This is a genomic window from Telluria sp. AIW5 (assembly GCF_056680575.1).
The window spans coordinates 750,227-775,712 of sequence record NZ_CM155289.1 but is presented as its reverse complement, the minus strand read 5'-3'; the positions used below and the strand labels follow the sequence as shown (position 1 = coordinate 775,712).

The 25,486-nt window shown below is 64.6% G+C and carries 20 protein-coding genes and 1 tRNA gene; 7 read left to right on the top strand and 14 right to left on the bottom strand.

The features are described from left to right. The first annotated feature begins 63 nt into the window (after nucleotides 1–63). Nucleotides 64–140: transfer RNA gene (locus AC1MEM_RS03360), tRNA-Pro, on the top strand. Between the two features lie 214 nt (nucleotides 141–354). On the opposite strand, the gene AC1MEM_RS03355 is transcribed toward AC1MEM_RS03360, so the two are convergent. The 14 genes from AC1MEM_RS03355 to AC1MEM_RS03290 all read right to left on the bottom strand — a co-directional run bounded on the left by AC1MEM_RS03355 (nucleotide 355) and on the right by AC1MEM_RS03290 (nucleotide 18,137). After that, nucleotides 355–1,275, bottom strand: coding sequence for a hydroxymethylglutaryl-CoA lyase (locus tag AC1MEM_RS03355; protein WP_499475303.1), 921 nt, complete (start codon nucleotides 1,273–1,275; stop codon nucleotides 355–357). A gap of 1 nt (nucleotide 1,276) precedes the next feature. Continuing rightward, nucleotides 1,277–2,206, bottom strand: coding sequence for a 2-hydroxyacid dehydrogenase (locus tag AC1MEM_RS03350; RefSeq protein ID WP_499475301.1), 930 nt, complete (start codon nucleotides 2,204–2,206; stop codon nucleotides 1,277–1,279). A gap of 1 nt (nucleotide 2,207) precedes the next feature. Continuing rightward, nucleotides 2,208–4,250 carry an acetyl/propionyl/methylcrotonyl-CoA carboxylase subunit alpha gene (locus AC1MEM_RS03345; protein ID WP_499475300.1) on the bottom strand — a complete coding sequence of 681 codons (2,043 nt, stop codon included), beginning with the start codon at nucleotides 4,248–4,250 and terminating at the stop codon, nucleotides 2,208–2,210. A 57-nt stretch (nucleotides 4,251–4,307) separates the two neighbouring features. Beyond that, nucleotides 4,308–5,342 carry a biotin synthase BioB gene (gene bioB, locus AC1MEM_RS03340; RefSeq protein WP_499475298.1) on the bottom strand — a complete coding sequence of 345 codons (1,035 nt, stop codon included), beginning with the start codon at nucleotides 5,340–5,342 and terminating at the stop codon, nucleotides 4,308–4,310. Between the two features lie 21 nt (nucleotides 5,343–5,363). Continuing rightward, on the bottom strand, nucleotides 5,364–6,137 hold the full coding sequence (bioD, locus tag AC1MEM_RS03335) for a dethiobiotin synthase (RefSeq protein WP_499477555.1): 774 nt from the start codon (nucleotides 6,135–6,137) through the stop codon (nucleotides 5,364–5,366). A 62-nt stretch (nucleotides 6,138–6,199) separates the two neighbouring features. Beyond that, complete coding sequence (gene bioF / locus AC1MEM_RS03330) at nucleotides 6,200–7,381, bottom strand: 8-amino-7-oxononanoate synthase (protein WP_499477554.1); 1,182 nt, start codon at nucleotides 7,379–7,381, stop codon at nucleotides 6,200–6,202. Nucleotides 7,382–7,419: 38 nt separating this feature from the next. After that, complete coding sequence (gene bioA / locus AC1MEM_RS03325; RefSeq protein ID WP_499475297.1) at nucleotides 7,420–8,760, bottom strand: adenosylmethionine--8-amino-7-oxononanoate transaminase; 1,341 nt, start codon at nucleotides 8,758–8,760, stop codon at nucleotides 7,420–7,422. Nucleotides 8,761–8,780: 20 nt separating this feature from the next. After that, nucleotides 8,781–9,566, bottom strand: coding sequence for an enoyl-CoA hydratase/isomerase family protein (locus AC1MEM_RS03320; RefSeq protein WP_499475296.1), 786 nt, complete (start codon nucleotides 9,564–9,566; stop codon nucleotides 8,781–8,783). Nucleotides 9,567–9,587: 21 nt separating this feature from the next. Next, nucleotides 9,588–11,210, bottom strand: a complete 1,623-nt coding sequence (locus AC1MEM_RS03315) for a carboxyl transferase domain-containing protein (protein ID WP_499475295.1) — start codon at nucleotides 11,208–11,210, stop codon at nucleotides 9,588–9,590. A gap of 17 nt (nucleotides 11,211–11,227) precedes the next feature. Next, nucleotides 11,228–11,674: a YchJ family protein gene (locus AC1MEM_RS03310; RefSeq protein WP_499475294.1), complete on the bottom strand. Its 447-nt coding sequence runs from the start codon at nucleotides 11,672–11,674 to the stop codon at nucleotides 11,228–11,230. A gap of 225 nt (nucleotides 11,675–11,899) precedes the next feature. Next, nucleotides 11,900–14,032 carry a PAS domain-containing sensor histidine kinase gene (locus tag AC1MEM_RS03305; protein ID WP_499475293.1) on the bottom strand — a complete coding sequence of 711 codons (2,133 nt, stop codon included), beginning with the start codon at nucleotides 14,030–14,032 and terminating at the stop codon, nucleotides 11,900–11,902. A 54-nt stretch (nucleotides 14,033–14,086) separates the two neighbouring features. Further along, the gene (locus AC1MEM_RS03300) at nucleotides 14,087–15,145 is read right to left on the bottom strand and encodes an AI-2E family transporter (protein WP_499475292.1); all 1,059 of its coding nucleotides are present in this window, start codon (nucleotides 15,143–15,145) and stop codon (nucleotides 14,087–14,089) included. Between the two features lie 282 nt (nucleotides 15,146–15,427). Beyond that, nucleotides 15,428–16,675 carry a D-amino acid dehydrogenase gene (locus tag AC1MEM_RS03295; protein WP_499475290.1) on the bottom strand — a complete coding sequence of 416 codons (1,248 nt, stop codon included), beginning with the start codon at nucleotides 16,673–16,675 and terminating at the stop codon, nucleotides 15,428–15,430. A gap of 127 nt (nucleotides 16,676–16,802) precedes the next feature. Further along, complete coding sequence (locus AC1MEM_RS03290; protein ID WP_499475288.1) at nucleotides 16,803–18,137, bottom strand: serine hydrolase domain-containing protein; 1,335 nt, start codon at nucleotides 18,135–18,137, stop codon at nucleotides 16,803–16,805. Between the two features lie 182 nt (nucleotides 18,138–18,319). On the opposite strand from AC1MEM_RS03290, the gene AC1MEM_RS03285 reads away from it, so the two are divergent. The 6 genes from AC1MEM_RS03285 to AC1MEM_RS03260 all read left to right on the top strand — a co-directional run bounded on the left by AC1MEM_RS03285 (nucleotide 18,320) and on the right by AC1MEM_RS03260 (nucleotide 25,484). Then, entirely contained in the window at nucleotides 18,320–19,063 is a 744-nt protein-coding gene (locus tag AC1MEM_RS03285; RefSeq protein WP_499475286.1) for a GntR family transcriptional regulator, read from the top strand. A gap of 105 nt (nucleotides 19,064–19,168) precedes the next feature. Continuing rightward, a complete protein-coding gene (locus AC1MEM_RS03280; RefSeq protein WP_499475285.1) occupies nucleotides 19,169–20,050 on the top strand; it encodes an N-acetylmuramic acid 6-phosphate etherase in 882 nt (293 codons plus the stop codon). A 68-nt stretch (nucleotides 20,051–20,118) separates the two neighbouring features. Then, nucleotides 20,119–21,384, top strand: a complete 1,266-nt coding sequence (locus AC1MEM_RS03275; protein ID WP_499475284.1) for an MFS transporter — start codon at nucleotides 20,119–20,121, stop codon at nucleotides 21,382–21,384. Between the two features lie 111 nt (nucleotides 21,385–21,495). After that, nucleotides 21,496–22,638 carry an acyltransferase family protein gene (locus tag AC1MEM_RS03270; protein WP_499475283.1) on the top strand — a complete coding sequence of 381 codons (1,143 nt, stop codon included), beginning with the start codon at nucleotides 21,496–21,498 and terminating at the stop codon, nucleotides 22,636–22,638. Between the two features lie 16 nt (nucleotides 22,639–22,654). Then, the gene (locus tag AC1MEM_RS03265; protein ID WP_499475282.1) at nucleotides 22,655–24,253 is read left to right on the top strand and encodes a glycoside hydrolase family 10-like protein; all 1,599 of its coding nucleotides are present in this window, start codon (nucleotides 22,655–22,657) and stop codon (nucleotides 24,251–24,253) included. A 307-nt stretch (nucleotides 24,254–24,560) separates the two neighbouring features. Then, nucleotides 24,561–25,484, top strand: a complete 924-nt coding sequence (locus tag AC1MEM_RS03260; protein ID WP_499475281.1) for an N-acetylglucosamine kinase — start codon at nucleotides 24,561–24,563, stop codon at nucleotides 25,482–25,484. Nucleotides 25,485–25,486 lie beyond the last annotated feature (2 nt).

Here is a 25,486-nt window from a genome sequence, read left to right as displayed (position 1 = left end):
AAATCCAAAAAACGAAAACCCGACCTTGACCAACTGGATCTCAACCGCTATGATGCGTGTCTTCGGAGTGTAGCGCAGCCCGGTAGCGCACCTGGTTTGGGACCAGGGGGTCCAAGGTTCGAATCCTTGTACTCCGACCAGTATGAAGAGAAAAGCCGACAGCGAAAGTTGTCGGCTTTTTTCGTTGGCGACGCCGAATCGCTGCGGTGGTTCCGTAGGGTGGACGGGTTTCCCGTCCACGCGTCGATAGTTAGCTGCAAGATCATCGAACGCGTCAACGGAGCCTTTAACGATCACCGCGTGGACGGCAGAGCCGTCCACCCTACGCGTTTGATTCGCCGACGTCCCGGTGGTTCACCCCAGGCGTTTCGCCGCGATCGCATTCCCGGCGCGGCTCGCGCCCTTTCTCCCCAGCTGCTGCGAAATGAACTGCCCCGCATCGACCACCTGGTCGAGGTCGATCCCGGTCTCGATACCGAGGCCATGCAGCAGGTACAGCACATCCTCGGTCGCCACATTCCCGGTCGCGCCTTTCGCGTACGGGCAGCCGCCCAGGCCCGACACCGACGAGTGGAAAATCTGCACGCCCACCTCCAGGCTGGCGTAGATGTTCGCCAGCGCCTGGCCGTAGGTATCGTGGAAATGGCCGCTCAATTGCTGCAGCGGGAATTCGCGGGCGGCCGCCAGCATCACTTCCTGCGTCTTGCGCGCGGTCGCCACGCCGATGGTGTCGGCGATGTCGATCTCGTCGCAACCGAGGTCGCGCATGCGCCGCACCACGTCGGCCACAGCGTCCAAAGGCACCTCTCCCTGGTAGGGGCAGCCAAACGCCGTGCTGATGCTGCCGCGCAGGCGCAGGCCGTTCGCCTTGGCCGCTTTCGCGACTGGCTCGAAGCGCGCGATCGATTCCGCGATCGAGCAGTTGATGTTCTTTTGCGAGAAGGCTTCCGACGCCGAACCGAAGATCACCACTTCGTCGGCTTTACTCGCCAGCGCCGCTTCAAAACCCTGCATGTTGGGCGTGAGCGCCGAATAGATCGTGCCCGGCAGGCGCGTGATGCGTGCCATCACCTCGGCGCTGGTCGCCATCTGCGGCACCCATTTCGGCGAGACGAAGGAGGCCGCTTCCACGTTGCTGAAACCCGCGCGTGAAAGACGGTCGACCAGTTCGATTTTCACCTCCGCGCTGATCGTTTCCTTTTCGTTCTGCAGGCCGTCGCGCGGACCGACTTCGACAACTTTGACTTTCCTCGGCAGGCTGGCTTGATTGTTCATCTCAGTATCCCAGGTTGCGGTCGACGATATCGTCCACCGGTTCATTCGCCTCGAAGGCGGCGATTTTTTGAGCGATCTGGCACGCGGCCTCACGGAGCCCGGTCACCGCGGAGATATGCGGCGTGATCGTGATGCGCGGCTCTTCCCAGAACGGGTGGGGCGCGGGCAGCGGTTCGTTGCGGAACACGTCGAGCGTGGCGCCGGCGATGTGGCCCGCGCGGATCAGGGCCAGCAGGTCCGGCTCGGCCACCTGGGCACCGCGCCCGACGTTGATGACATAGGCGCCTTGCGGCAGGGTCGCCAGGCGGCGCCGGTCGAGCAGGTTGCTGGTTTCATTCGTCAGCGGCAGCAGCGACACCAGCACGCGGGTGCCGCTCAAAAAGTCGTCGAGCTGCTCCATGCCGGCGAAGCAGTCGACGCCCGGCAGCTCCCTGGCCGTGCGGCTCCAGCCGCGCACCGGAAAGCCGAAGCCGCGCATGGTTTCCACGACACGCAGGCCGAGTTTGCCGAGCCCCATGACGCCGACCGTAAAATCTTCCTTCGGATGCACCGGCAGCGGCGCCCACAGGCCGTGTCGCGCCTGCTCCTCGTATTCGTCGAAGCGGCGAAAATAACGCAGCGTCGCATAGGCCACGTATTCGGCCATTTGTACTGCCATGCCGGCGTCGCCCAGGCGGACGATCGGCACATCCGGCAGCGCGTCGCCGAATTTTAAAACGGCATCCGCGCCCGCGCCGGTCAGGAACACGGCCTTGAGCGATGCCAGTTGCGGCAACAGGCCCGGTGCTGGATTCCACAGCACGGCGTAGTCGCAGGGGGGAAGCGTATCGCCTTCTTGCCAGCCGACGATGTCGATGGCGGGAAGCGCGCGCGCCAGGTCCTCGGCCCAGGGACCGGTCTGGCCATCGCCACGGTACAGCAGGACGCGCACGTCAGGCTGCCTTGAAAGCCAGCAGCGGAGCGCCGTCCGCCACCTGGTCGCCGACCGCGTACAGCACTTCTTCGACCAGACCGTCCGAGGGCGCGGCGATCGTGTGCTCCATCTTCATCGCTTCCATGATGACGAGCGCCTCTCCCTTCTTCACCGTCTGGCCGCCCTCGACCATCACGGCGACGACCTTGCCCGGCATCGGCGCGGTCAGGCGTCCGCCCGCGGCCTCAAGCTCACCGGCATGCGCCATCGGATCGTTATAGGCCAACGTAAAATGTTCGCCGTTGGTGAAGACGTGGAACAGGTCGCCGTCGCGGCGCACGTTGCCGTGCATCGACTGCTCGCCGAGGCGCACCGACAAGGTCGCGCCCTGATGGCCGCTGACGATCAAAGGCTGCTTCACGCCGTCGACCTCGAGCTCCCAGCCCTGCGGGTGGTAGACCACGCCCACCTTGTAGGCGCCGCCGTCCAGGGTGGATGCGTATTCGTCGCCGAACGAGAGCACGCGGCGGTAGTCGCCGTTCAAACGCCAGCCCTGCGCCTGGCCCCAGGGGTCGGCTGCGTTGGACGACGCGCCGGCCGATTTTCTCTTCTCGGATTCGATCAGCGTCACGGCCGCCAGCGCCAGCGCACCGGCGGACGCCGCCTTCGATGGCGGGAACAGCGTCGCACCATTGCGTTCGATCAGGCCCGTATCCAGGTCGGCGGTCGAAAACGCCTCGCCTTCGACCAGGCGTTTTAAAAAGGCGATGTTGGTCGCCAGGCCGACGATCTGGAATTCGCTCAGCGCCTGCGACAGGCGTGCCAGCGCCTGCGTGCGGTCCACGCCCCAGACGATCAGCTTGGCGATCATCGGATCGTAGAACGGAGAAATCGCATCGCCCTCGCGCACGCCCGAATCGATGCGCACGGCGGCCGGTTCCACGCCGGCCACGCCGCCGAGCTCGAAATTCACGGCGCAGGGCGTATCCATGTGGCGCAGCGTGCCGATCGACGGCAGAAAACCCTTCTCCGGATTCTCGGCATAGATGCGCGCCTCGATCGCGTGCCCGTGAATGCGCAGCTCCGATTGTTTTTGAGGCAGCGGCTCGCCAAAGGCGACGCGCAGCTGCCACTCGACCAGGTCGGTCCCGGTGATCATTTCCGTCACCGGATGTTCCACTTGCAGGCGCGTGTTCATCTCCATGAAGTAGAACGAGCCGTCCTGGTTGGCGATGAATTCGACGGTGCCCGCGCCGACATAGCCGACGGCGCGCGCCGCGGCCACCGCCGCCTCTCCCATCGCGGCGCGGCGATCAAGCGGCATGCCAGGCGCCGGCGCTTCTTCCAGCACCTTCTGGTGGCGGCGCTGTACCGAGCAGTCGCGCTCGTGCAGGTAGACGCAGTTGCCCAGCTTGTCGGCAAACACCTGGATTTCGATGTGGCGCGGGCGTGTCAGGTATTTTTCGACCAGCACCTTGTCGTCGCCGAAGGAGCTGATCGCTTCGCGCTTGCACGAGGCCAGCGCCGCGACAAAATCTTCGCTGCGCTCGACCACGCGCATGCCCTTGCCGCCGCCGCCGGCGCTGGCTTTCAGCAGCACCGGATAGCCGATGCGGTCGGCCTGCGCGTTCAGGAATCCAGGGTCTTGATTCTCGCCGTGGTAACCCGGCACCAGCGGCACATTCGCGCCTTCCATCAGCTGCTTGGCGGCCGATTTCGATCCCATCGCGCGCATCGAGGAGCCCGGCGGGCCAATGAACACCAGGCCCGCCTGCTCGCAGGCTTCGGCGAATTCCGCGTTCTCGGAGAGGAAACCGTAGCCCGGGTGGATCGCCTGCGCGCCGGTCGCTTTCGCCACCTCGATGATTTTCTGGCCGCGCAAATAACTTTCCTTGGCCGCGGCCGGCCCGATCAACACCGCCTCATCGCAGACCGCAACGTGTTTCGAACCGGCGTCCGCTTCCGAATACACCGCGACAGTGCGGATGCCCATGCGGCGCGCGGTGGCGGCGACACGGCAGGCGATTTCGCCACGGTTGGCGATGAGGATTTTGGTGAACATGCGTTGTCTCGCTTTATCTTTTTAATATTGATCGGGTGCGACGCGGGCTTGAAAAAATCAGCAGCCGCAGGCTTCCTTGGGTGCCGACTCCAGCGTCGCCGAACGGGTTTTCAGGCCCAGTTTGGCCAGCAAAACCCGGTCGTCTTCCGCTTCCGGATTACCGGTGGTGAGCAGCTTGTCGCCATAGAAAATCGAATTCGCGCCGGCCATGAAGCACATCGCCTGCACTGCTTCACCGAGCTGGCGGCGGCCCGCCGACAGGCGCACGCGCGCTTCCGGCATCGTGATGCGCGCCACCGCAATGGTGCGCACGAATTCGAGCGGGTCCAGCGGATCGAGCCCGTGCAGCGGCGTGCCTTCGACCTGCACCAGGTGGTTCACCGGCACCGATTCCGGATACGGATTCAGGTTCGCCAGCTGGGCGATCAGGCCGGCGCGCTGCTCGCGCGTTTCTCCCATGCCGACGATGCCGCCGCAGCAGACTTTCAGCCCGGCCTGGCGCACGCGGCCCAGCGTATCGAGGCGGTCCTGGTATTCGCGGGTCGAGATGACGTTGTTATAGAAATCGGGCGCGGTGTCGATGTTGTGGTTGTAAAAATCGAGGCCCGCTTTTTTGAGCTGCTCGGCCTGTCCTTCTTCGAGCATGCCGAGCGTGGCACAGGTTTCCATGCCCAGCGCTTTCACTTCGCGCACCATCTCTTCGACCTTCTCCATGTCGCGCTCTTTCGGGCTGCGCCAGGCGGCGCCCATGCAGAAACGCGTGGCGCCGTTGGCTTTGGCCTGGCGCGCGGCGTCGAGCACGGTGTCGATGTCGAGGATTTTTTTCGCTTCGACGCCGGTGTCGTAGCGCGCGGCCTGCGGGCAGTAGCCGCAGTCTTCCTCGCAGCCGCCGGTTTTGATCGACAGCAGGGTCGCCAGTTCGACGTCGCCATCCGGGAAGTGGGCGCGGTGCGCGCTCTGGGCGCGGAACATCAGCTCGTTGAACGGCAGTTCGAACAGAGATAACACGTCGGCCAGCGGCCAGGTGGCGTCGGCGCGCTCCTTGATGGCGGCGGTTGGGCGGTGCAGGGCGACGGATTGGGGAGCATTCATGGGATTTCCTTGTTGCAGGCGTTACGTTGGCAGAGCCCGCGTGGACGGCCAACCCGGCAGTCCAGCGAGATCGATGAATCGGGCCGCGTTTGCGGCTGTTGCTTGTTCGAGGCGCGGCACGACGCCCAGCAGCGGGGCCGGGATGCGGGCTTCCAGCGCCTCGATGTTTTCTTCAAAAAAGCGCATGTCCGGGTCCGCCGTATTGGCGACCCAGCCGGCCAGCACCAGGTTGCGCGCGACGATCGCCTCGACGGTCAAGAGCGCATGGCTGATGCAGCCCAGGCGCATGCCGACCACGAGGATCACGGGCAGGTTCAGTTGCTCGGCCAGTTCCGCGCTGTCGAAGGTGCCTGAAAAGGGCACGCGGAAACCGCCGACGCCTTCGACCACGACCGCGTCGGAGGCCGCCAGGATTTCGGCATAGGCCGCGATGATCGGCACCGGCTCGATCGTCACGCCTTCCATGGCGGCCGCGATATGCGGTGCGCAGGGTTCGCGCAGCATGAACGGGGTCGTGATGTTCTGCGGCAGGTGCACGTTGCCCGCGGCGGCGAGCATGTCGGCGTCTTCGTTATGCAGTTCCCCGCCGACCAGCTCGGCGCCGGCCGCGACCGGCTTCATGCCGCAGGCGCGGTGGCCGGCTTCGACCAGTTTATGGAGGATGGCGGCGGACACCAGCGTCTTGCCGATCTCGGTGTCCGTGCCGGTGACGAAGCAGCAGAAACGGCCGGGAATCCCCTCGGCCGCCAGCGCCTCGTTCGGTGCGCTCTCCGGTTCATCATCGAGCTCGGGCAAGACGGGCGCCGGCGGCACCGCGATCTCGACCTCCGGTTCCTGCGGATCGTTCAGGTTGGTGATCACATGGCCTCCAGTTCATTGAGTGCCGCGACCAGTTGCGCGACTTGGTCATGGGTATGCGCGGCCGACAGCGTCACGCGCAGGCGTGCGGTCCCTTTCGGCACCGTCGGCGGACGAATCGCCGGCACCCACAAACCCCGCGCATACAGGGCGGCGGCGACGCGCAGCGCTTCGTCGTTGGCGCCGATCAGGATCGGTTGGATCGGCGTGTTCGATGCCGGGCGCTGCCAGCGCGCCAGGCGCAGGTCGGCGTCGAGCTGCGCGATTAATAATTCGAGATGGCTGCGCAGGGCCGCGCCCTCGTCGCCCGTGATGATGTCCAGGCTGGTGAGCAGGGCGTGCGCCAATGCGGGGGGAGCCGCAGTCGTGTAGATGTAGGGACGGGCGCGCTGGACCATCAGTTCGACCACGCTGGCATGGGCGGCAATGAAGGCGCCGCCGACGCCGGCCGCTTTGCCCAGCGTGCCGACATACACGATGTTCGGCGAGCGCAAGCCAAAATGTTCGAGCGCGCCGCGGCCCTGGGCGCCGAGCACGCCGAAGCCGTGGGCGTCGTCGACGACGAGCCAGGCTTTGTTGCGCTCGCACAGGGCCAGCAGTTGCGGCAGGGGCGCGAGGTCGCCGTCCATGCTGAAGACGGAATCGGTGACGACGATTTTGGTGCCGGCGCTGCTGGCCGACAGGAGCGTCTCGAGCGCCGCCAGGTCGCCATGCGGGTAGACGCTCACGCCGGCTTTCGCGAGGCGCGCGCCGTCGATCAGCGAGGCGTGGTTCAGCGCTTCCGAGAAGATGACGGCATCGCTATCGGCGCCGAGTGCGGTCAGCACGGCCAGGTTCGCCATGTAGCCGGTGCTCAGGTAGAGCGCGCGCGCATCCTCGATATGGGGCGCGGCCAGTTCGGCCAGGCGTTCTTCGAGGAGGGCGTGGGCGCGGCTGTGGCCGCTGATCAGGTGCGAAGCGCCGCTGCCGGCGCCGTACAGCTGGGCGCCGACGCGCAGCGCTTCGACCACGCGCGGGTGCGCGGCCAGGCCGAGGTAGTCGTTGCTGCAAAAGGCCAGCATGGCGCGGCCGTCGACCACTTGCAGGGGGGCGCAGCGGGTGTCGGCCACGCGCCGCCGGCGGATCAGGCTTTGCGCGTCCAGTGCGGCCAGCTTGCGGTTGACGCTCTCAATCAGGTCCATCGTGAGGTCCATCGTCGGTTCCATGAGCGGCTCCATGCTCAAGCCGCAATCACGGATTCGAACACCGATTTCACGCGCACCCCGAGCAGGTCGATCTCTTCATCGTCCAGCACGTAGGGCGGCATGACATACACGGTGCGGCCGATCGGGCGCAGCAGCAGTTCGTTCTCGACGGCCGCGGTGAAGAAGCGCCGCGAGAAGCTCGACGCACGCGCGGCGTCCGGCTCGACCGCATCGAACGCGAAGATCATGCCGCGCTGGCGGAAGCCGTGGGTGCGCTCGTGTTCGGCCAGCGGCGCGAGGGCGATGGTCAGTTTCGTGGCCAGTTCGCGATTCCGGTTCAATACATCGTCGTCGCGGAAGATCTGCAGCGTGGCGAGGGCAGCGCGGCAGGCCAGCGCATTGCCGGTGTAGGAGTGCGAGTGCAGGAAGCCGCGCGTGATGTCTTCGCTGTAGAAGGATTGGTAAATCTCGTCGGTGCTCAAGACCAGGGACAGCGGTAAATAACCGCCGCTGATCCCTTTCGAGAGGCACAGGAAATCCGGCCAGATGGCGGCCTGCTCGCAGGCGAAGAAGGTGCCGGTGCGGCCGCAGCCGACCGCGATCTCGTCGGCGATCAGGTGCACGTGGTGGCGGTCGCACAGCTCGCGCAGCAGTTTTAGATACAGCGGGTCGTGCATCGCCATGCCGGTCGCGCACTGGACCAATGGTTCGACGATGATCGCGGCAATCTTGTTCGCGCGCTCGTCGAACAGCCGTTCAACATCCTTCACGGCGCGGCGCGCCACGTCCTGTGCGGACTCACCTTCCGCCGCGTTGCGCGCGTCGGGCGAGGCCACGACGTGCGAAGCGCGCAGCAAGGGGCCGTAAGCGTCCTTGAACAGCGGGACATCGGTGACCGATAAGGCACCGACGGTCTCGCCGTGATAACTCCCCTGCAGGCAGACGAATTCCTGTTTGTCGCTGAAGCCGGCGTTGCGCCAGGCATGAAAACTCATCTTCATCGCGATCTCGACCGCCGACGCGCCGTCCGACGCATAGAAGGCGTGGCCGAGCGCGTGGCCGGTCAGGGCGGCCAGCTGCTCCGACAGTTCGATCACCGGCTCGTGGGTAAAGCCGGCCAGCATCGCGTGTTCCAGCGTGTCGAGCTGCTCCTTGAGGGCCGCGTTGATGCGCGGGTTGGCATGGCCGAACAGGTTCACCCACCAGGAGCTGATCGCGTCCAGGTAGCGTTTATTTTCGTGGTCGTACAGCCACGGTCCCTTGGCACGGGCGACCGCGATCAGCGGCACCTCTTCGTGGTGCTGCATCTGGGTGCAGGGGTGCCACACGCTGCGCAGGCTGCGTGCGATCCAGTCGGAGGAGGTTTGGTGCTTCAAAATTTATCCTGTGTGCTTCTTCAATTCAGCCAATTCGGCTTGCGCTTTTCCAGGAAGGAGGCCACGCCTTCGCGTCCTTCGTTCGATGCGCGGATGGTGGCGATGCGCTCGGCGGTGTCGCGCAGCAGCGCATCGGTGACCGGCAGGTCCACGACTTCGCGCACCAGTTTTTTTGCTTCGACAACGGCGTTCGGGCTGTTCGACACCAGCGATTTCACGATGCCGGCGACGGTCGTGTCGAGATTTTCCGAAACGACGACTTCGTGCGCAAAGCCCATGCGCAGCGCGGCGGCGGCATCGAAACGCTCGGCGGTTAAAAAGAAACGGCGCGCCGCCTGTTCGCCCATCGCCTTGATCACGTAGGGCGAGATCGTCGCCGGGATCAGTCCCAGTTTTACCTCGGACAGGCAGAAGTTTACTCCTTCGGCGGCAACCACGATATCGCAGGCCGCGACCAGGCCCATGCCGCCGGCATAGCAGTCGCCTTGCACCTTGGCGACCACCGGTTTCGGACAGAGGTAGATCGTGCGCAGCATATCGGCCAGGCGCGAGGCGTCGGCCAGGTTCTCGTCGTGCGAGTAGCCGGCCATCTTCTTCATCCAGTTCAAATCCGCGCCGGCGCAGAAGGCCGGGCCGTTCGCCGCCAGCACGATCGCGCGCACCAGCTCATTGCGCCCGAGTTCATCGAAGGCGAGGGCCAGCTCGGCGATCGCGTTTTCATTGAACGCGTTGCGCAGCTCCGGGCGGTTCAGGGTGACGGTGGCGACCTTGTCGGCAACCGTGATGGTAAGGGTTTGATAGTCCATACTCATTTTCCTAAATGCCCCTTACATCCGGAAGACGCCGAACTTCGTCTCTTCGATCGGCGCGTTCAGCGCAGCCGACAGCCCCAGGCCCAGCACCATGCGCGTGTCCGCCGGATCGATGACGCCGTCATCCCACAGGCGCGCGCTGGCGTAGTAGGGGTGGCCCTGGTGTTCGTATTGTTCCTTGATCGGCTGCTTGAAGGCGGCTTCTTCTTCCGGCGACCACTGGCCGCCTTTACCCTCGATGCCGTCGCGTTTCACGGTGGCGAGGACCGAGGCCGCCTGGTCGCCGCCCATCACGGAAATGCGCGCGTTCGGCCACATCCACAGGAAGCGCGGGGAGAAGGCGCGCCCGCACATGCCGTAGTTACCGGCGCCGAAGGAGCCGCCGATGATGACGGTGAATTTTGGAACCGAGGCCGTGGCGACAGCCGTCACCATCTTGGCGCCGTTGCGGGCGATGCCCTCGTTTTCGTATTTGCGGCCGACCATGAAGCCGGTAATGTTTTGCAGGAAGATCAATGGAATCTTGCGCTGGCAGCACAGTTCGATGAAGTGGGTTCCCTTCAGCGCCGACTCCGAGAACAGGATGCCGTTATTCGCGATGATGCCGACTTTGACGCCGTAGATATGGGCGAAGCCGCAGACGAGGGTGGTGCCATAGCGTGCCTTGAACTCGTCGAATTCGCTGCCGTCGACCACGCGCGCGATCACTTCGCGCACGTCGAAGGGTTTGCGGGTGTCGACCGGAATCACGCCATACAACTCGTGCGGCGCGTATGTCGGTTCCACGGTCTCGCGGGTCGCTCCCTGCACCAGTTTGGTGCGATTCAGGTTCGAGACGATCGTGCGGGCCAGCGACAGCGCGTGCAAATCGTTCTGGGCCAGGTGGTCGACCACGCCGGACAAACGGGTGTGGACGTCGCCGCCGCCCAGGTCTTCGGCAGTCACCACTTCGCCGGTCGCCGCTTTCACCAATGGCGGGCCGCCGAGGAAAATCGTGCCTTGCTCCTTGACGATGATCGATTCGTCGCTCATCGCCGGCACGTAGGCGCCGCCGGCCGTGCACGAGCCCATGACGACGGCGATCTGCGGGATGCCCTTGGCGGACAGGTTCGCCTGATTGTAAAAAATGCGGCCGAAATGGTCGCGGTCCGGGAACACGTCGTCCTGGTTCGGTAAATTCGCGCCGCCCGAGTCGACCAGGTAGATGCACGGTAAATTGTTCTGCTCGGCGATTTCCTGGGCGCGCAGGTGTTTTTTGACCGTCATCGGATAATAGGTGCCGCCCTTGACGGTGGCATCGTTACAGACGATCACGCATTCCTGGCCGGCGACGCGGCCGATGCCCGTGATGATGCCGGCGGCGGGGGCGGCGCCGACTCCATCCTTATCCTTGTACATGTCATAGGCGGCGAGCTGGGAAAACTCGAGGAAGGGCGTACCCGGGTCGAGCAGCATCTGCACGCGGTCGCGCGGCAGCAGTTTGCCGCGCGCGACGTGTTTCGCGCTGGCCGCTTCACCACCGCCCTTGGCAATGGCGGCGACCTTGTCGCGCAGGTCGTCCACGATCAGCTGCATGGCTGCGGCGTTGGCTTTGAAATCGTCGCTGCGCGGGTTGAGTTTGCTCTCGATATGGGGCATGCCGTCCTCTACGTTTTTTACTTCGGGAATGTGCCGTCCAGATAGAACCAGCGCGGCGTACCGCCGAGCGCAGGGTCGGGTTCGCGCAGGAAGCGACTTAGCTCGTGCAGCCGGTGCGCGCGGCCGCCCATTTTGAAGCGCGCGACGAATTCGACCGTGTCGCTATCTGGATGATGCGGCAATTCTGCTTTACGTTGACGTAAACGTAAAGCAGATTTTATCTCGAGGCCCAGCCAGCGCAGGTTCTCGTCGGGGTCGATGATCCTGTCCTGCGGCCGCGTGCTCGGGTGCCAGGTCGCGCGCAGGTAGGCGTCATTGCGCTGGGTGTAGGCCGTGTAGCGCGAGCGCATCAGGGCTTCGGCCGTGGGCGGCAGGGCGTCGCCGGCAATATACGGGCCGCAGCAGGCGGCAAGCGCGGCGCCGCCGCAGGGGCAGGGGCCAGAAGAAGTGGTCGGCGTAAACATCCCGTGATTATCCGTGATTTTTACGCAGGCCGACGCGGCCGAGCCGGGCTGCGGGAGGCCGGCTGCTCAAGAGCCTATCCCAGTAGCCCGGAGTCGCTGCTAGCGCGCCTGACAAACGCGTGCTGCGTTGCTCGTCGTTGCATGGCCAGCCATGCGGCCTCCTCACGCCTTGCCCGCGCTTGCCATGCATCGCTATCAGCTTCCCCCGGACTACTGGGATAGGCTCTAAATCGTGTGCAGCGACACCGTGAACACACTCCCGCTACCCGGTCCGCTGCTGTCCGCCGTCACCGTGCCGCCGTGCAGGCTCACGACGTTTTTCACGAGGGCCAGGCCGATGCCCAGTCCCCCTTGCGCGCGGTCCGGCGTGCGCTCGGCCTGGGTGAACAGGTCGAAGACGTGAGGCAGCAATCCCTGGTCGATGCCGATGCCGTTGTCCTGCACGCGGATGTGGACAATCGACGCTTCGCGCTCGACCGCCAGCAGGATGCGCCCGCCGCGCGGCGTGTATTTCGCGGCGTTGTTCAGCAAATTGGCGACGACCTGCACCAGCCGGTTCGGGTCGCCCATGACCTGGACCTCGTCCGGGGCCTGTTCGATCGCCAGAACGTGTTCGCGCGCCTCGATCAGGGGCCGCGACTGCTCGACGGCGCTGCGGATGGTGGCGCCGATGTCGACGACCACCTTTTCCAGCTGGATCAGGCCGCGCGTCACGCGCGAGATGTCGAGCAGGTCGTCGACCAGCGAGGTCATGTGCTTTACCTGCCGGCTGATGACTTCGCTCGAGCGGCGCACCCGCGCCTCGTCGAGGGTGCTGATTTTCAGCAGCTCGGCCGCCGAGGCGATCGGCGCCAGCGGGTTGCGCAGTTCGTGCGCGAGCATGGCGAGGAATTCGTCTTTCCTCCGGTCCTGCTCCTTCAGCGAACTGTAGAGGCGGGCATTTTCAAACCCGTTGGCCGCGATCGAGGCCAGCTGCACCAGGATCGCTTCGTCCTGTTCCGTGAAATCGCCTTCAACCTTATCCGACGCCTGGATCAGGCCGATATTCTTGCCCTTGCGGTCGATCAGCGGCACGGCGAGCCAGCCGCGCATGGCGGGATGGCACGCCGCGTGGCTGCCAAAACCCTTCCACGCCGGATGGGCTTCCAGTTCTTGCTGCGTCAGGCGCATGGCCTGGTTGCTGCGGCACACCTCTGCATAGATGCCGGAGCCATCGGGTTTTGCTGCGTAGCTTTCGTAACCGGCATATTTCTCCGACATCGACACCGCATTGATCGCCTGCGACCAGTTGTCGCCTTCGGTCAGCGAAACGACGGCCTGGTGCACCTCGAGGATATCGCGCACTTCCTCGACCAGCCCGTCCGCGATGTCCTTGATCGACAAGGCGCTGCCGAGGGTGCGCGAGGCCTTCGCCACCTTGGCCAGCAAGGCCGAATGGCGCTGCTCGCGGTCGAGCCGCTCGGCCAGTTCGGCCTGGGCCACGACCATTTCGTGGATATCCTTGTTGGCGCCGATCCATTCGCGCACCGAACCATCGGCGTCCGTGAGCGGCACGCCCTTCACCGCGGTCCAGCGATAGCTGCCGTCGCGCTGGCGCAGGCGGTATTCGATCTCGTAGAGCGAGCAAGTCGCGGTGCACGCGAGCCAGGTAATGCGGGCCTGTTCGCGGTCGTCCGGATGCACGGCGTCGAGCCAGCCGTATTCTTTCCACTCGTCGTAGCTCTGGCCGGTCACGCCGCGCCAGGTCGGCGAATCATCGAGCACGCGCCCGTCCGGCGTCGTGCTCCACACTGTCTGGGAAGTCGCCATCACCAGCGAACGGAAACGCTGTTCGCGCTCGCGCAGGGCCTTTTCCGCGATGATGCGGTCGGTGATGTCCTCGTGCATCAGCATGACTTCGAGGATGCGCCCTTCGTGATCCTTGATCGGATGCGCGCGTGCCGTCACCCAGCGCGCCCGGCCGGTGCCGCCGAGGGCGACGACATCGTAATAAATGGCGGGGATTTCGACCGATTCGCCGGCCAGCGCCCGTTGCAGGTAGCTGACGATGCCGGTCTCGATCAATTGCGCATCGGTCAGCAGGCTGTAGTCGGCGCTGAGGACGAAGGCGTGCAGGGGCGTGCCTGCATGGATCTGCCACAGGGCTTCCCAGGCCTTGTTGACGCGCAGCGTACGGCCGTCGGGGGCCAGCATCTGGAGGCTGGTCGGCGCCTGCTCGAAGAGTTCGCGGAACCGCGTCTCGGAACTGGGATGGTACGCGAGTCCGGATGGGGCGGAAGTGGAAGGGAGCGACATGGCGTTCGGGGCGAGCGTGTGGGGACCGGGCAAAGCTGTCGTGGAGGTGATGCGCGGCATCATGTCATAGTTTCAGCTCACCCGGTCAACTATCAGGCCCCGCCACCCCCACTTTATTCAGGGCGCCTGAAACTCCTCGGTCGCCACGAACAAATCCCAACACGCGATGAACAGTGCCGCGACAACAGGGCCGATGACAAACCCGTTCAGGCCGAACAAGGCCATGCCGCCCAGGGTCGACAGCAGCACCAGGTAATCCGGCATTTTCGTGTCCTTGCCGACCAATACCGGACGCAGCACGTTGTCGACCAGGCCGATGACCAGCACACCGAAGGCGATCAGCACCACGCCCTGCCAGACCGATCCCGTGACGAGGAAATACACCGCCACCGGCGCCCAGACGACAGCCGCGCCGATGGCCGGCAGCAGCGACAGGAAGGCCATCACCACGGCCCACAGCAGCGGCGCCTGCACGCCCAGGAACCAGAAGATCAGGCCGCCCAGGGCCCCCTGCGCCGCGGCGACCAGCACATTGCCCTTGACGGTGGCGCGGATCACGGTCGTGAAGTTGGTGAACAGGCGCTGCTTGTATTTGAGGCTCAGCGGGATGGCGTGGCGGATGCGGGCGGCCAGCGCCTGGCCGTCGCGCAGCAGGAAGAACAGCAGGTACAGCATGACGAACATGCCGACCAGGAAATCGAAGGTCTTGCTGCCGATATTGATGGCCTGGCGCGCGACCGTCTGGCTCACTTGCGCCGCGCCTTCGGACAGTTTTTGCTGCAGGGAGGCCAGGTCGGTCAGGTCGAAACGCTCGAGCAGGTTCACCACCCACTGCGGCAGCGAATGCACGATGCGCACGAAATAGGCGCCGAAATTGATCTTGCCCGAGCCGATCATGTCATACACCACGGCCGCCTGTTTCACCAGCGAAGCGGCAATCAGCGACACCGGCAGGATCACCATCACGACGATCGACAGCAGCGTGATCAGGGCCGCGGCCGTGGGTTTTTGTTTGGTGGCGCGCAGCAGGCGGCGGTACAGCGGCGCGAACAGGATGGCCAGCACCACGCCCCAGAATACGGCGCCCGAATACGGCAGCAGGATGTAGATGAAGGCGAGGGTGACGAGGGCGAGTAAAAGTAAAAAGAATTTTTGCTGCAAGGTGTACTGGGTCATGATGCCGATGCTCTTTTTATAATGTTGGGCTCATGATAGTGCATTCGGATGAAGCAGTACGCTGCGCAGCAGAGTTTCGCAATCCGTAGGGTGGACTCGGCATTGAAGCCCCCAGCTTCAATGCCTCCACGCGGTACTACACATGCATATCGAAACGGGTCGCCCATTCCAAAGTGCACGCGTAAGCGTTGTTTGCCAAGCGTTGAGGTGCGCAACGGTACGACAGCGTGGACTCAAGAGTCCACCCTACGAACCGCTAAATTCCGCCTGCGCGGCCGGGACTTAACGCCGCAGCGCCAGCATCTCCAGCGCGAACGGCGGCGCTTTCCCCTGCATCAGGTCGGCGAGAATGCGCGCGGTGCCGGCGGCAAAGGTAAAGCCGAGCGGGCCGTGGCCGACGTTCAGCCACAGGTTCGACAGCGACGAGGCGCCGATGAGCGGGGCGCTGTTCGGCGTCGCGGGGCGCAGGCCAGCCCAGGCCGAGATCTGCGTGTAATCGGCCGCGTGCGGCATGGTTTCCCTGACCTGGCGCGTCAGGCTGCCGATGCGCTTCGGATTGAGCGTCAGGTCTTCTCCGACCATGTCGACCATGGCCGCGACGCGCAGCTGCTTGCCGATGCGCGCATATAACACCTTGCGTTCGAAGTCGGTGACGCTGATCTCGGGCGCGGTGTCGCCGGGGCGGATCGGCGCGCTCAGGCTGTAGCCTTTCAGGGGATACAGCGGCAGCTTGATGCCTGCGTGCGCCGCCAGCGTACGGCTCTGGATGCCGGCGGCCAGCACGAAGGCGTCGCCGCCGATGGCGCCGACATTCGTGTCGAGGCCGACGACCTTGCCGCCATTGGCGGCGATGCGCGTGACCTCGGCCTGTACAAACCCCTTGAAACGCGGATGGGCGCGCACCTGCTGCGCCAGTTTCACGCAAAACGCGTGGCAGTCGGCCACCGCTTCGCCGCTGTTATAAATGCCGCCGGCCAGCAGCGAGCGCGCCGCCGCCAGTGCCGGTTCGCGCTGCGCGCATTCGGCGCCGCTCCAGATTTCTCCGGCCGTCGCCTTGCCGGCCGCCTGCTCGAAGATTTTCGAGGAGCGATACACCACCAGCTTGCCGGCGTCGCGCCAGGAAAAATCATCGGGAGAGACGATGGATTCGAGTTGCTTCATGCCGGAGCGGGAGAGTTCGCCGAGTTCGAGCAGCTTGGCCGTGGTGCGGCGGTTGGCGGATGCGGTGCACTGGCCGAGGAAGCTGGCCAGCCAGGTCCACTGGCGCAGGTCGAATTCGGGTTTGAAGCGCAGCGGGCCGTGTTCCTGGAACAGCCATTCGATGGCCTTCAAAGGCACCCCGGCATCGGCCAGCGGAGACACGTAACGGTAGCTCAGCTGGCCGCCATTGGCGCCGCTCGCGCCCATGGCAACGTCGGGCGCACGCTCGACGACGGTCACGCCAAAGCCGGCCTCGAGCAGCCACCAGGCCGAGGTCAGGCCGACCACTCCGCCACCGATGACGATGACTTGCTGAGTCCCTTGCTGCATCCCGTTACACCGTTATTTTTACTGACATAAGGGAAGAGCTTAGGGGCAGGCGGCGCGCAGGGCCAATGAAAGTGGAACGCCACGCCATAACCGGCGGTCATGTACAGCCCGCTGGCCTCGCATGGCGCTAGCTAGCAATAACGTGGCGGAACATGCTCGTCAATACGCGTTCTTCGAAACGCGCCAGTGCCGAATACGTCCCTTTTTGCAGGCCGGGGTCGCTCGAGCTGCCGCCGACAAGGACGATCATGCCATTGCGACGTGTCCGGTCGAAGGCGAACACCGAGCGCAAGCCATAGGCGTCGCCCAAGTGGCCGACCGCATCGAAGCCGCCTTCGACCAGGCGCCGCCCTGGCTGGTCCGGGAACTGGGCGTTGCCCAGGCCCCAGCAATTGAAGAAGCCATCCAGGGTATCGCCGTTTCCGCCGCGGCCGTCGGCCGTCCACTGACGCGTAAACATGGACTCCAGGGTGCTTGCCTGCACGATGCGCTTGCCCTCGTGCACGCCGCCGTTCATCAGCATCAGCATGACGGTCCCCATGTCGCGCGCCGGGATACGCAGGCCGCCGGTCGGGCTGAAGGGCGTCGCATTCTCTCCGATGACATAACGCTCGATGCCGGGCGGTGGCGCCGGCGGACGGGCGTGATAGTCGTCGACCTGGGCGATCCAGGGGCCGCTCGCATCCCAGACTTCGGTGTCGACGGTGCACTTGCGATACAGGGTGGCAAGATTCGCGAGCGCCGGCGGCGCCAATTCGGAGACGTTGTAGCCGGCCATCAAACCGAGCGGTTGCAGCAGCAAGCGCCCCATCAGCCGGTCGAAGCGTTCGCCGCTGACGCGCTCCATCAGCGTGCCGATCAGGCCCCAGCCGAGATTGCAGTACGTGAAATAGTCGCCGGGTCCGGCATTCGCTGCCCACATTTTTCCCTCGTCATACAGACGCGCGCCGGGGGTGACGAAGTCCTTGAGCGCGGTACCGGCCGGGAAGGAGTAGCCGGCTTCGTCGCGCAGCGACGACCTGTGGGTGAGCAGGTGGCGCAGCGCGATGGCGCGCTCCGGGAAGTGCGGATTGCGCAGGGTAAAACCGAGGTAGCGCGAGACGTCGGCATCCAGGTCGATGTGATCTTCTTCGACCAGGCGCATCAGGCCGAGGGTCGTCATCATCTTCGAGATCGAGGCGATCCGATACAGGGTGTCCCGGTTCGCCGGCAGGTCGGGGTACGCTCCATTGCCGATCCGGCGCCGGCCGAACTGGCCTTCGTAGGCCAGCTTGCCGTCGCGGATCGCCAGCACCGACAGGCTGGCCAGCTCGCACGCAGGATCGGTGACGACGGCTGCCAGCTCGCGTTCGAGCGCTGCGTTCGGATGCCGCGCGCCGCCGCTCAGCGGTACCGCCGCCAGCAGCGGCTCGAATGCGCCAAACAGGGCCAGTCCCAGTACCGCGCGCCGGTTTTCATTCATACTCTCTCCCTGTTTTTCGATGAGCATACAAACGACGCGCTGCCGCTGCCAATGAAATGCCGTTGGCGCCGCATGCCGGTTTGTTATGCCGCCACATCATAAACGATGCGCTGCGAACAATTTTCGGCCAGTCGCGCCCGCACTGCCCTTACACTGGAGGTGATCGCCACCTGTGAAGAAACATGAACCAAGCCCTCATCGATTTCAAAATCGATCTCAACGACAACTCGCCGCTGTACATGCAGCTGGCCCGGAAACTCACGCAAGATGTGCGCGACGGCCGCTACCAGGCGGACCAGGCGCTGCCGTCCGAGCGTACGCTGTCCGAGCAGCTCGAGGTTTCGCGCGTCACCGCCCGTAAAGCCATCGATCAATTGGTCGAGCAGGGACTGGTGGTGCGCCGTCGCGGCTCGGGCAACTATATTGCGCCGCGCATCGAGCAGCCGCTGTCGAACCTGTCGAGCTTTTCCGAGCAGCTGCAGCAGCGCGGCTACACGCCGAATTCGCGCTGGCTGCGCCGTGAAGTGGTAGCGGCCGATGCCGACGAGCAGTTGTCGCTTGGCCTGTCTCCCGGCGCACGGGTGGCGCGCCTGGAGAGATTGCGCCTGGCCGACGAGGTCGTGATGGCGTATGAAACGAGCGTGATTCCGGCCACCGTCCTGCCCGATCCGCAGGCAGTGGATCACTCGCTGTACGCCCACCTCGAGCGCAGCGGGCAGATGCCGGTGCGCGCGCTGCAGCATATCCGCGCCATGAATGCGCCGCATGCGCTGGCCGATCAACTGGGCGTGCCGGAAGGGCAGGCGGTGCTGTTCATCACCCGCGTCGGCTACCTGGAGTCGGGCGTCGCCGTGGAACTGACGCACTCGTATTGCCGCAGCGATTATTACGATTTCGTGGCCGAACTGCGGCGCGCGCCGGCATAAAAACGGCATAACTTTATGGCATGACGCCGTCCCTTCCTTTCATGGCAGGCTTGCTCAATTGGTATTACACTGGTTTTATCAAAAATCTGTCAGAACGCCGCTGCCATGTTGAAAACCGAAACCCCAGCCCAGGACCACGCCCTGCTCGACCAGTACCCGACCGCGGAACTGGTCAATGTGCTGGTGGATGACCAGTTCAATGCCGTGAATGCCGTGCGCGCCGCCGCGCCGCGCATCGCCGCCGCGGTCGCCGCCGCGCTGCCGCGGGTAGAAGCGGGCGGACGCCTGGTCTATGTCGGCGCCGGCACCTCGGGCCGCCTGGGCGTGCTCGACAGCGTCGAACTGTATCCCACTTTCTCCTGGCCGCATGGCCGCGCCGTGGCGCTGCTGGCCGGCGGCAGCGATGCCATGTTCGTCGCGGTCGAAGGTGCGGAAGACGATGTCGATCAGGGCGCGGCCGACCTGCGGCAGGTCGGCGTGACGGCAAACGATGTCGTCCTGCTGATCGCCGCTTCCGGCAGCACGCCCTATGTGCTGGGCGCCCTGCGCGCCGCGCGCGAACTCGGCGCGCTGACGATCGGTTTTGCGAACAACGTCGACGCCCCGGTGGCAAGCGAGGCCGAAATCGGCGTCACCCTCGACACCGGCGCCGAAGTGATTTCCGGCAGCACCCGTTTGAAAGCCGGGACCTCGCAAAAGATTGCTTTGAACACTTTTTCGAGCGCCTTGATGGTGCGTTTGAACAAGGTTCATGGCAACCTGATGGTAGACTTGAAGGCGACCAACGCCAAGCTGGTGCTGCGCGCCATCCGCCTGACGGCCTTCGCCACCGGCGTCGATGAAGCGGCGGCGCGCGCGGTGCTGGAACAGTGCGATTTCCACGTCAAGACCGCGATCGTGGCCTTGTCCAAACAAATCGGTGTCGAGGGAGCACGGGCCTTGCTCGACGCGGCGCACGGCAGTGTGCGCCAGGCTTTGGCGCAGTAAGCGTGACGCGGCAGGTTTCTTTCCCGGTCGGCGCGGCTGGCCGGCCCTTGCCCGATCACGAAAGCCTTATGCAAACTTCTGAAGCGAAAAGTCCGTGGCTGTGGGTGCCATCCTTGTATTTTGCCCAGGCCATTCCGTATGTGGTCGCGATGTACCTGTCGGTCATCATGTACAAGGACCTGGGCGTCTCGAATTCCGATATCGCGTTTTACACGAGCCTGCTCTACCTGCCATGGGTCATCAAACCGCTGTGGTCGCCCGTGGTGGACATGTTCGGCACCAAGCGGCGCTGGACGGTCCTCCTGCAACTGGTCGTCGCCGCTTCGCTGGTGGCCGTCGGCACGGTGATGCACCTGCCCGGCTTCTTCACGGTCAGCCTGGCCGTCATGTGGCTGATGGCATTCAGTTCCGCCACCCACGACATCTCGGCAGACGGCTTTTATATGCTGGGCCTGCGCCAGAAAGACCAGGCGGCCTTTGTCGGCGTGCGCAGCACCTTTTATCGCCTGGCGACGCTCGCAGGGCAGGGGCCGCTGGTGGTGCTGGCGGGCTATCTTGCCGTCTCGCTGGGTGACGTCCACCAGGCCTGGTCGATCATCTTTTTCATCCTGGCCGGCGTGTTCGCCGCCGCCTTTGCCTGGCACCAGCTGGTGCTGCCCAAGCCGAAAGACGACCACGCCGTCGCCGCCGGCAGCAATCCGCTGCAGGAATTCTTCGGCACCTTCGGCGCTTTTTTCCGCAAGCGCGACATCTGGCTGATCCTCGGCTTTATTTTGACCTTCCGCCTCGGCGAAGCGCAGCTGCTGAAACTGGTGGCGCCCTTCCTGAAAGACCCGCTGGCAAAAGGCGGCCTCGGCCTTACCACCGCGCAGTACGGCTGGGCCTACGGCACCATCGGCATCATCGCATTGACCATCGGCGGCCTGGCGGGCGGCTACCTGATTTCGCGCCTGGGACTGAAACGCTGCCTGTGGCTGATGGTGTTTGCGGTGCACCTGCCGGACCTGGTGTTCGTCTACCTGTCGCATGCGCAGCCGACGAATTTTTATCTGATTGCCGGTTTCCTCGCGATCGAGCAGTTCGGCTATGGCTTCGGTTTCACGGCCATGATGCTGTACATGATCATGGTCGCCGACGGCGAACACAAGACGGCGCATTACGCGATCTGCACCGGCCTGATGGCGCTGGGCATGATGGTGCCGGGCATGTGGAGCGGAGCGCTGCAGGAATACCTGGGCTATAAACATTTCTTTGTCTGGGTGTGCGTGGCGACGATTCCGGCGTTCATCATGGCGGCGCTGGTGAAGATTGATCCGGAGTTTGGGAAGAAATAGCCGCGCGTTATGCATGGTGTGCTTGAACGCGTGGACGGCAGAGCCGTCCACGCGTTCAACGCACGCACGCAACTCGAAAAATAAACAACAACGATGGAGACACCCGCCGCCATGCGCGACGCCCCCGGCCGCTTATCTTCGCTCGACGCCTTCCGCGGTTTCACCATCGCCGCCATGGTGCTGGTCAATAACCCCGGCGACTGGAGCAGCCTGTATTCCCAGCTCGAACACGCCAGGTGGAACGGCTGGACTTTTACCGACACCATCTTCCCCTTCTTCCTGTTTATAGGCGGCGTCTCGATGGCGCTGTCGCTGGGCCGCCTGGCCGCACAAGGCGCCGACAAGCCGCAGCTACTATTCAAACTGGCGAAACGCGCAGCCCTGATTTTCCTGATCGGTTTCCTGCTGAACCTGATCCCCTATTTCAACTTCGAAAAAGTCCGCATCCCCGGCGTGCTGCAACGTATTGCCCTGTGCACGCTGCTGGCCGCGCCGATCGTCGTCTACTGCCGCTGGCGCATGCAGCTGGCGCTCATCGCGGGCCTGCTGGCGTTCTACAGCGCCTTCATGCTGTGCTATCCGGTCCCCGGCATCGGTGCCGGCGTGCTCGAACCGGGCCAGGATGTCGGCGCGTACATCGACCGCATGCTGCTGGGCAAGCACCTGTGGGTGCAATCGAAAACCTGGGATCCGGAAGGGCTGTTCACGACCATCCCCGCCCTGTGCAGCCAGTTGTTCGGGGTGCTGGCCGGACGCTTTTTATTGAATCAACTGAGCCGCATCGAGCAGACCGTCTGGCTGCTGCTGGCCGGGCTGCTGTTCGTCTGGATGGGCGTTATCCTCGACGCCATCCTCATGCCGATCAACAAAAGCCTGTGGACGCCATCCTATTGTCTCCTGATGACGGGCTGGGCTTTGCTAATATTCAGCGCCTTCTTCTGGCTGCTCGACGTCAATCCGTACGGCGCCGTGCGCGCCGCGGCGGCGCGCTGGACGCGGCCCTTCCAGATCTATGGCGTGAATGCGCTGTTCATTTTCGCGTTCTCGGGCCTGGTGGCGAAGATGTTCGGTTTTATAAAACTGGCGCAGCCGGACGGCAGCAGCGTGTCGCTCGGGCGCAGCTTGTACGCGCCGATTCGCGGCTTGCCGCTTGGCGCCGTGAATACCTCGCTGCTGTACGCGCTGCTGTTCAACGCCTGCATGTTCGCGCTGGCCTGGGGCATGTGGCGCCGTCAATGGTTTGTCAAAGTATAAAAATTTGGGAGCGGTAGTGGTAGATACAAAAAAACGCGCGTTGGCGCTGGCGGGCATGCTCGCCCTGAGCGGTTTCCTCGCCAGTTGCACAACGCCAGAAAAGGCCGCGCCCACGCAGGCAGGCACGATCGTCGCCAGCGGCAAGTTGCCCCCCGCCGCGCCGCGCGAATTCCGCGCCGCCTGGGTGTCGACGGTGGCGAATATCGACTGGCCGAGCCGGCAAAATTTAAAGGCGCCGCAGCAGCAGGCGGAAGCGATTGCCATCCTCGATCGCGCCAAGGCGATGAATATGAACGCAATCGTGCTGCAGGTGCGTCCTTCGGCCGATGCGATGTATGCGTCCCCGATCGAGCCGTGGTCGGAATATCTCACCGGCACCCAGGGCCAGGCGCCGCAGCCCTGGTATGACCCTTTGAAATTCTGGGTGACGGAAGCCCACGCGCGCGGCCTCGAGCTGCACGCCTGGTTCAATCCGTATCGGGCGCGCCACGACGGCGCCCGGTCGCCGGCCGCGCCGAACCACATCACGCGATCGAATCCGTCCGCCGTCAAACGCTACGGCAAGTACATGTGGATGGATCCGGGCGAGGAATCGGCGTCGAAGCAAACGCTCGATGTCGTGCTCGACGTCGTGCGCCGCTACGACATCGACGGCGTGCACATCGATGATTATTTCTATCCCTACCCGATCGAAGCGACGCCGACGGTGGCCGGCAACGAGGCGGCGCTGGAGGGCAGGCCGGCGGTCAAAGCCGAGCTCGATTTCCCGGACACGCCGGCCTGGGAGCGCTACCTCGCCCGCGGCGGCAAGCTCGACCGTGCATCCTGGCGCCGCCAGAACGTCAACGAATTAATTAAAGAGATGTATCAGGGCATCCACCGCGAAAAGAACTGGGTGCGTTTCGGCATCAGTCCCTTCGGTATCGGCCGCCCGGACCGCCGCCCGCCCGGCATCGTCGGCTTTTCGCAGTACGACAAGCTGTATGCGGATGCGGAACTGTGGCTGCAAAAGGGCTGGCTCGACTACCTGTCGCCGCAGCTGTACTGGGGGCGCGGCCAGAGCGGGCAAGCCTACGATGTGCTGCTCGACTACTGGATCGGCCAGAACACGCAGGGCCGCCACATCTGGCCGGGCCTGTTCACCAGCCGCATCGGTGCGCCGACGAAGGACTATCAACCGCAAGAAATTGTCGACCAGATCGAATCGACCCGTGCGCGCCCGCAGGCGGGCGGTCACGTACACTTCAGCATGGTCGCCCTGATGCAGAACCGCAAAGGGATCACGGATCAGCTGAGGTCGGGATCGTATGCCACGCCGGCGCTGGTGCCGGCGACGCCGTGGCTCGGCAATGTGAAACCGGGCCTGCCGCGTGTAAAAGCCGTGCACACCGCTAAAGGGGTCGAGCTGAAACTGGCGCCCGGAAAGGCGAACGCTTTATATACGGTGTGGTCGCGCCATGGCAACGAGTGGCGTTTTACTGTCGTGCCGGCATCGAAGGTCGACTGGACCGTGCAGGACGATGCGCGTTGGGGGGCGCCGGAAGCGGTCTTCGTCGGCGCGGTCGATCGTCTCGGTATCGAGGGCGACCGGGTCCAGGTCTGGGGCAAGCCGTAAGCGTTGCCGAAGGGACGTAGGGTGGGCCTCGGCGGCCCCGCGGTTTCCCGCCCACGCGTTCAAGCAGCTGACGATCACTCGTGAAATGCCAGCTCCACCTCGCACCAGTAAACAAGAGCGATAGATCGGACGGGCGTTGAACGCGTGGGCGGCATACACGCAGCCGTGTCAGCACTGCCCGGGTGGAGCCGCCCACCCTACCTAGTACGACCGTTCATGTATTGACGCCCTTATTCATAACTTCTATTCATGCAATGACGGCCAGCTTTCATTCGCATCATTTGCCGCCAGGATCTAGACTCGCTTCATGTTGAATTCTCACGCTACGCAAAACATCGGTCTCGGCATCGATGCCGGCGGCACCCAGACCCGCTGGGCGCTGGCCGCGCCCGATGGCGCGATTCTGGCCGAAGGCACGGTCGCCGGCCTGTCGGCCCTGCAGATGAGCAAACCCGACGGCCGCGCCAGCGTCCACGCCACCTTTGCAGAACTCGCCCGCGACGTGCGCGCCCATGCCCAACCGGCCCGCGTGCGCGCCGGCCTCACAGGCTTCGGTGGCGACGGCGAACAATTGACCAACTGGCTGGCCGAGCTGCTCGGCGTCAACCCAGCCGCGATCGCCATGTGCAACGACATCGAGATCGCCTACCGCGCCAGTTTCATGCCCGGCGAAGGCTACCTCGTGTACGCCGGCACCGGTTCGATCGGCGCCTTCATCGATGAAGACGGACAATTCCACCGCGCCGGTGGCCGCGGCGTCGTGCTCGACGATGGCGGCGGCGGCTTCTGGATCGCCCGCGAAGCGCTGCGTCATATCTGGCGCCGCGAGGACGAAGCCCCGGGCAGCTGGGAAAATTCGGCCATGGCGCGCGCCGTCTTCGATTATATCGGCGGCGCGGACTGGGATCGGTCGCGCCAGTTCATCTATGGCAAGGAACGCGGCGAAGTCGGCAAGCTGGCGCTGGCCGTGGCTGCCAGCGCCGGCCACGACCCGGCAGCCGCGGCGATCCTGGCGAACGCCGGCCGCGAACTGGGCCGTCTGGCGAACGCGCTGCTGCGCCGTTTCGGTGCGCGTCCGCTGGCGCTGGCCGGCCGCGCCGCCGAACTGCATCCGTCGATCGCGGCCTCCATGCGCGCCAGCCTGCCTGCAGACACCATCCTTGCCCACAGCGCGATGCGCGCCCACCACGCCGCCGCCCGCCTGGCCGTTGCCGACGGCGTCACCATTTGAAC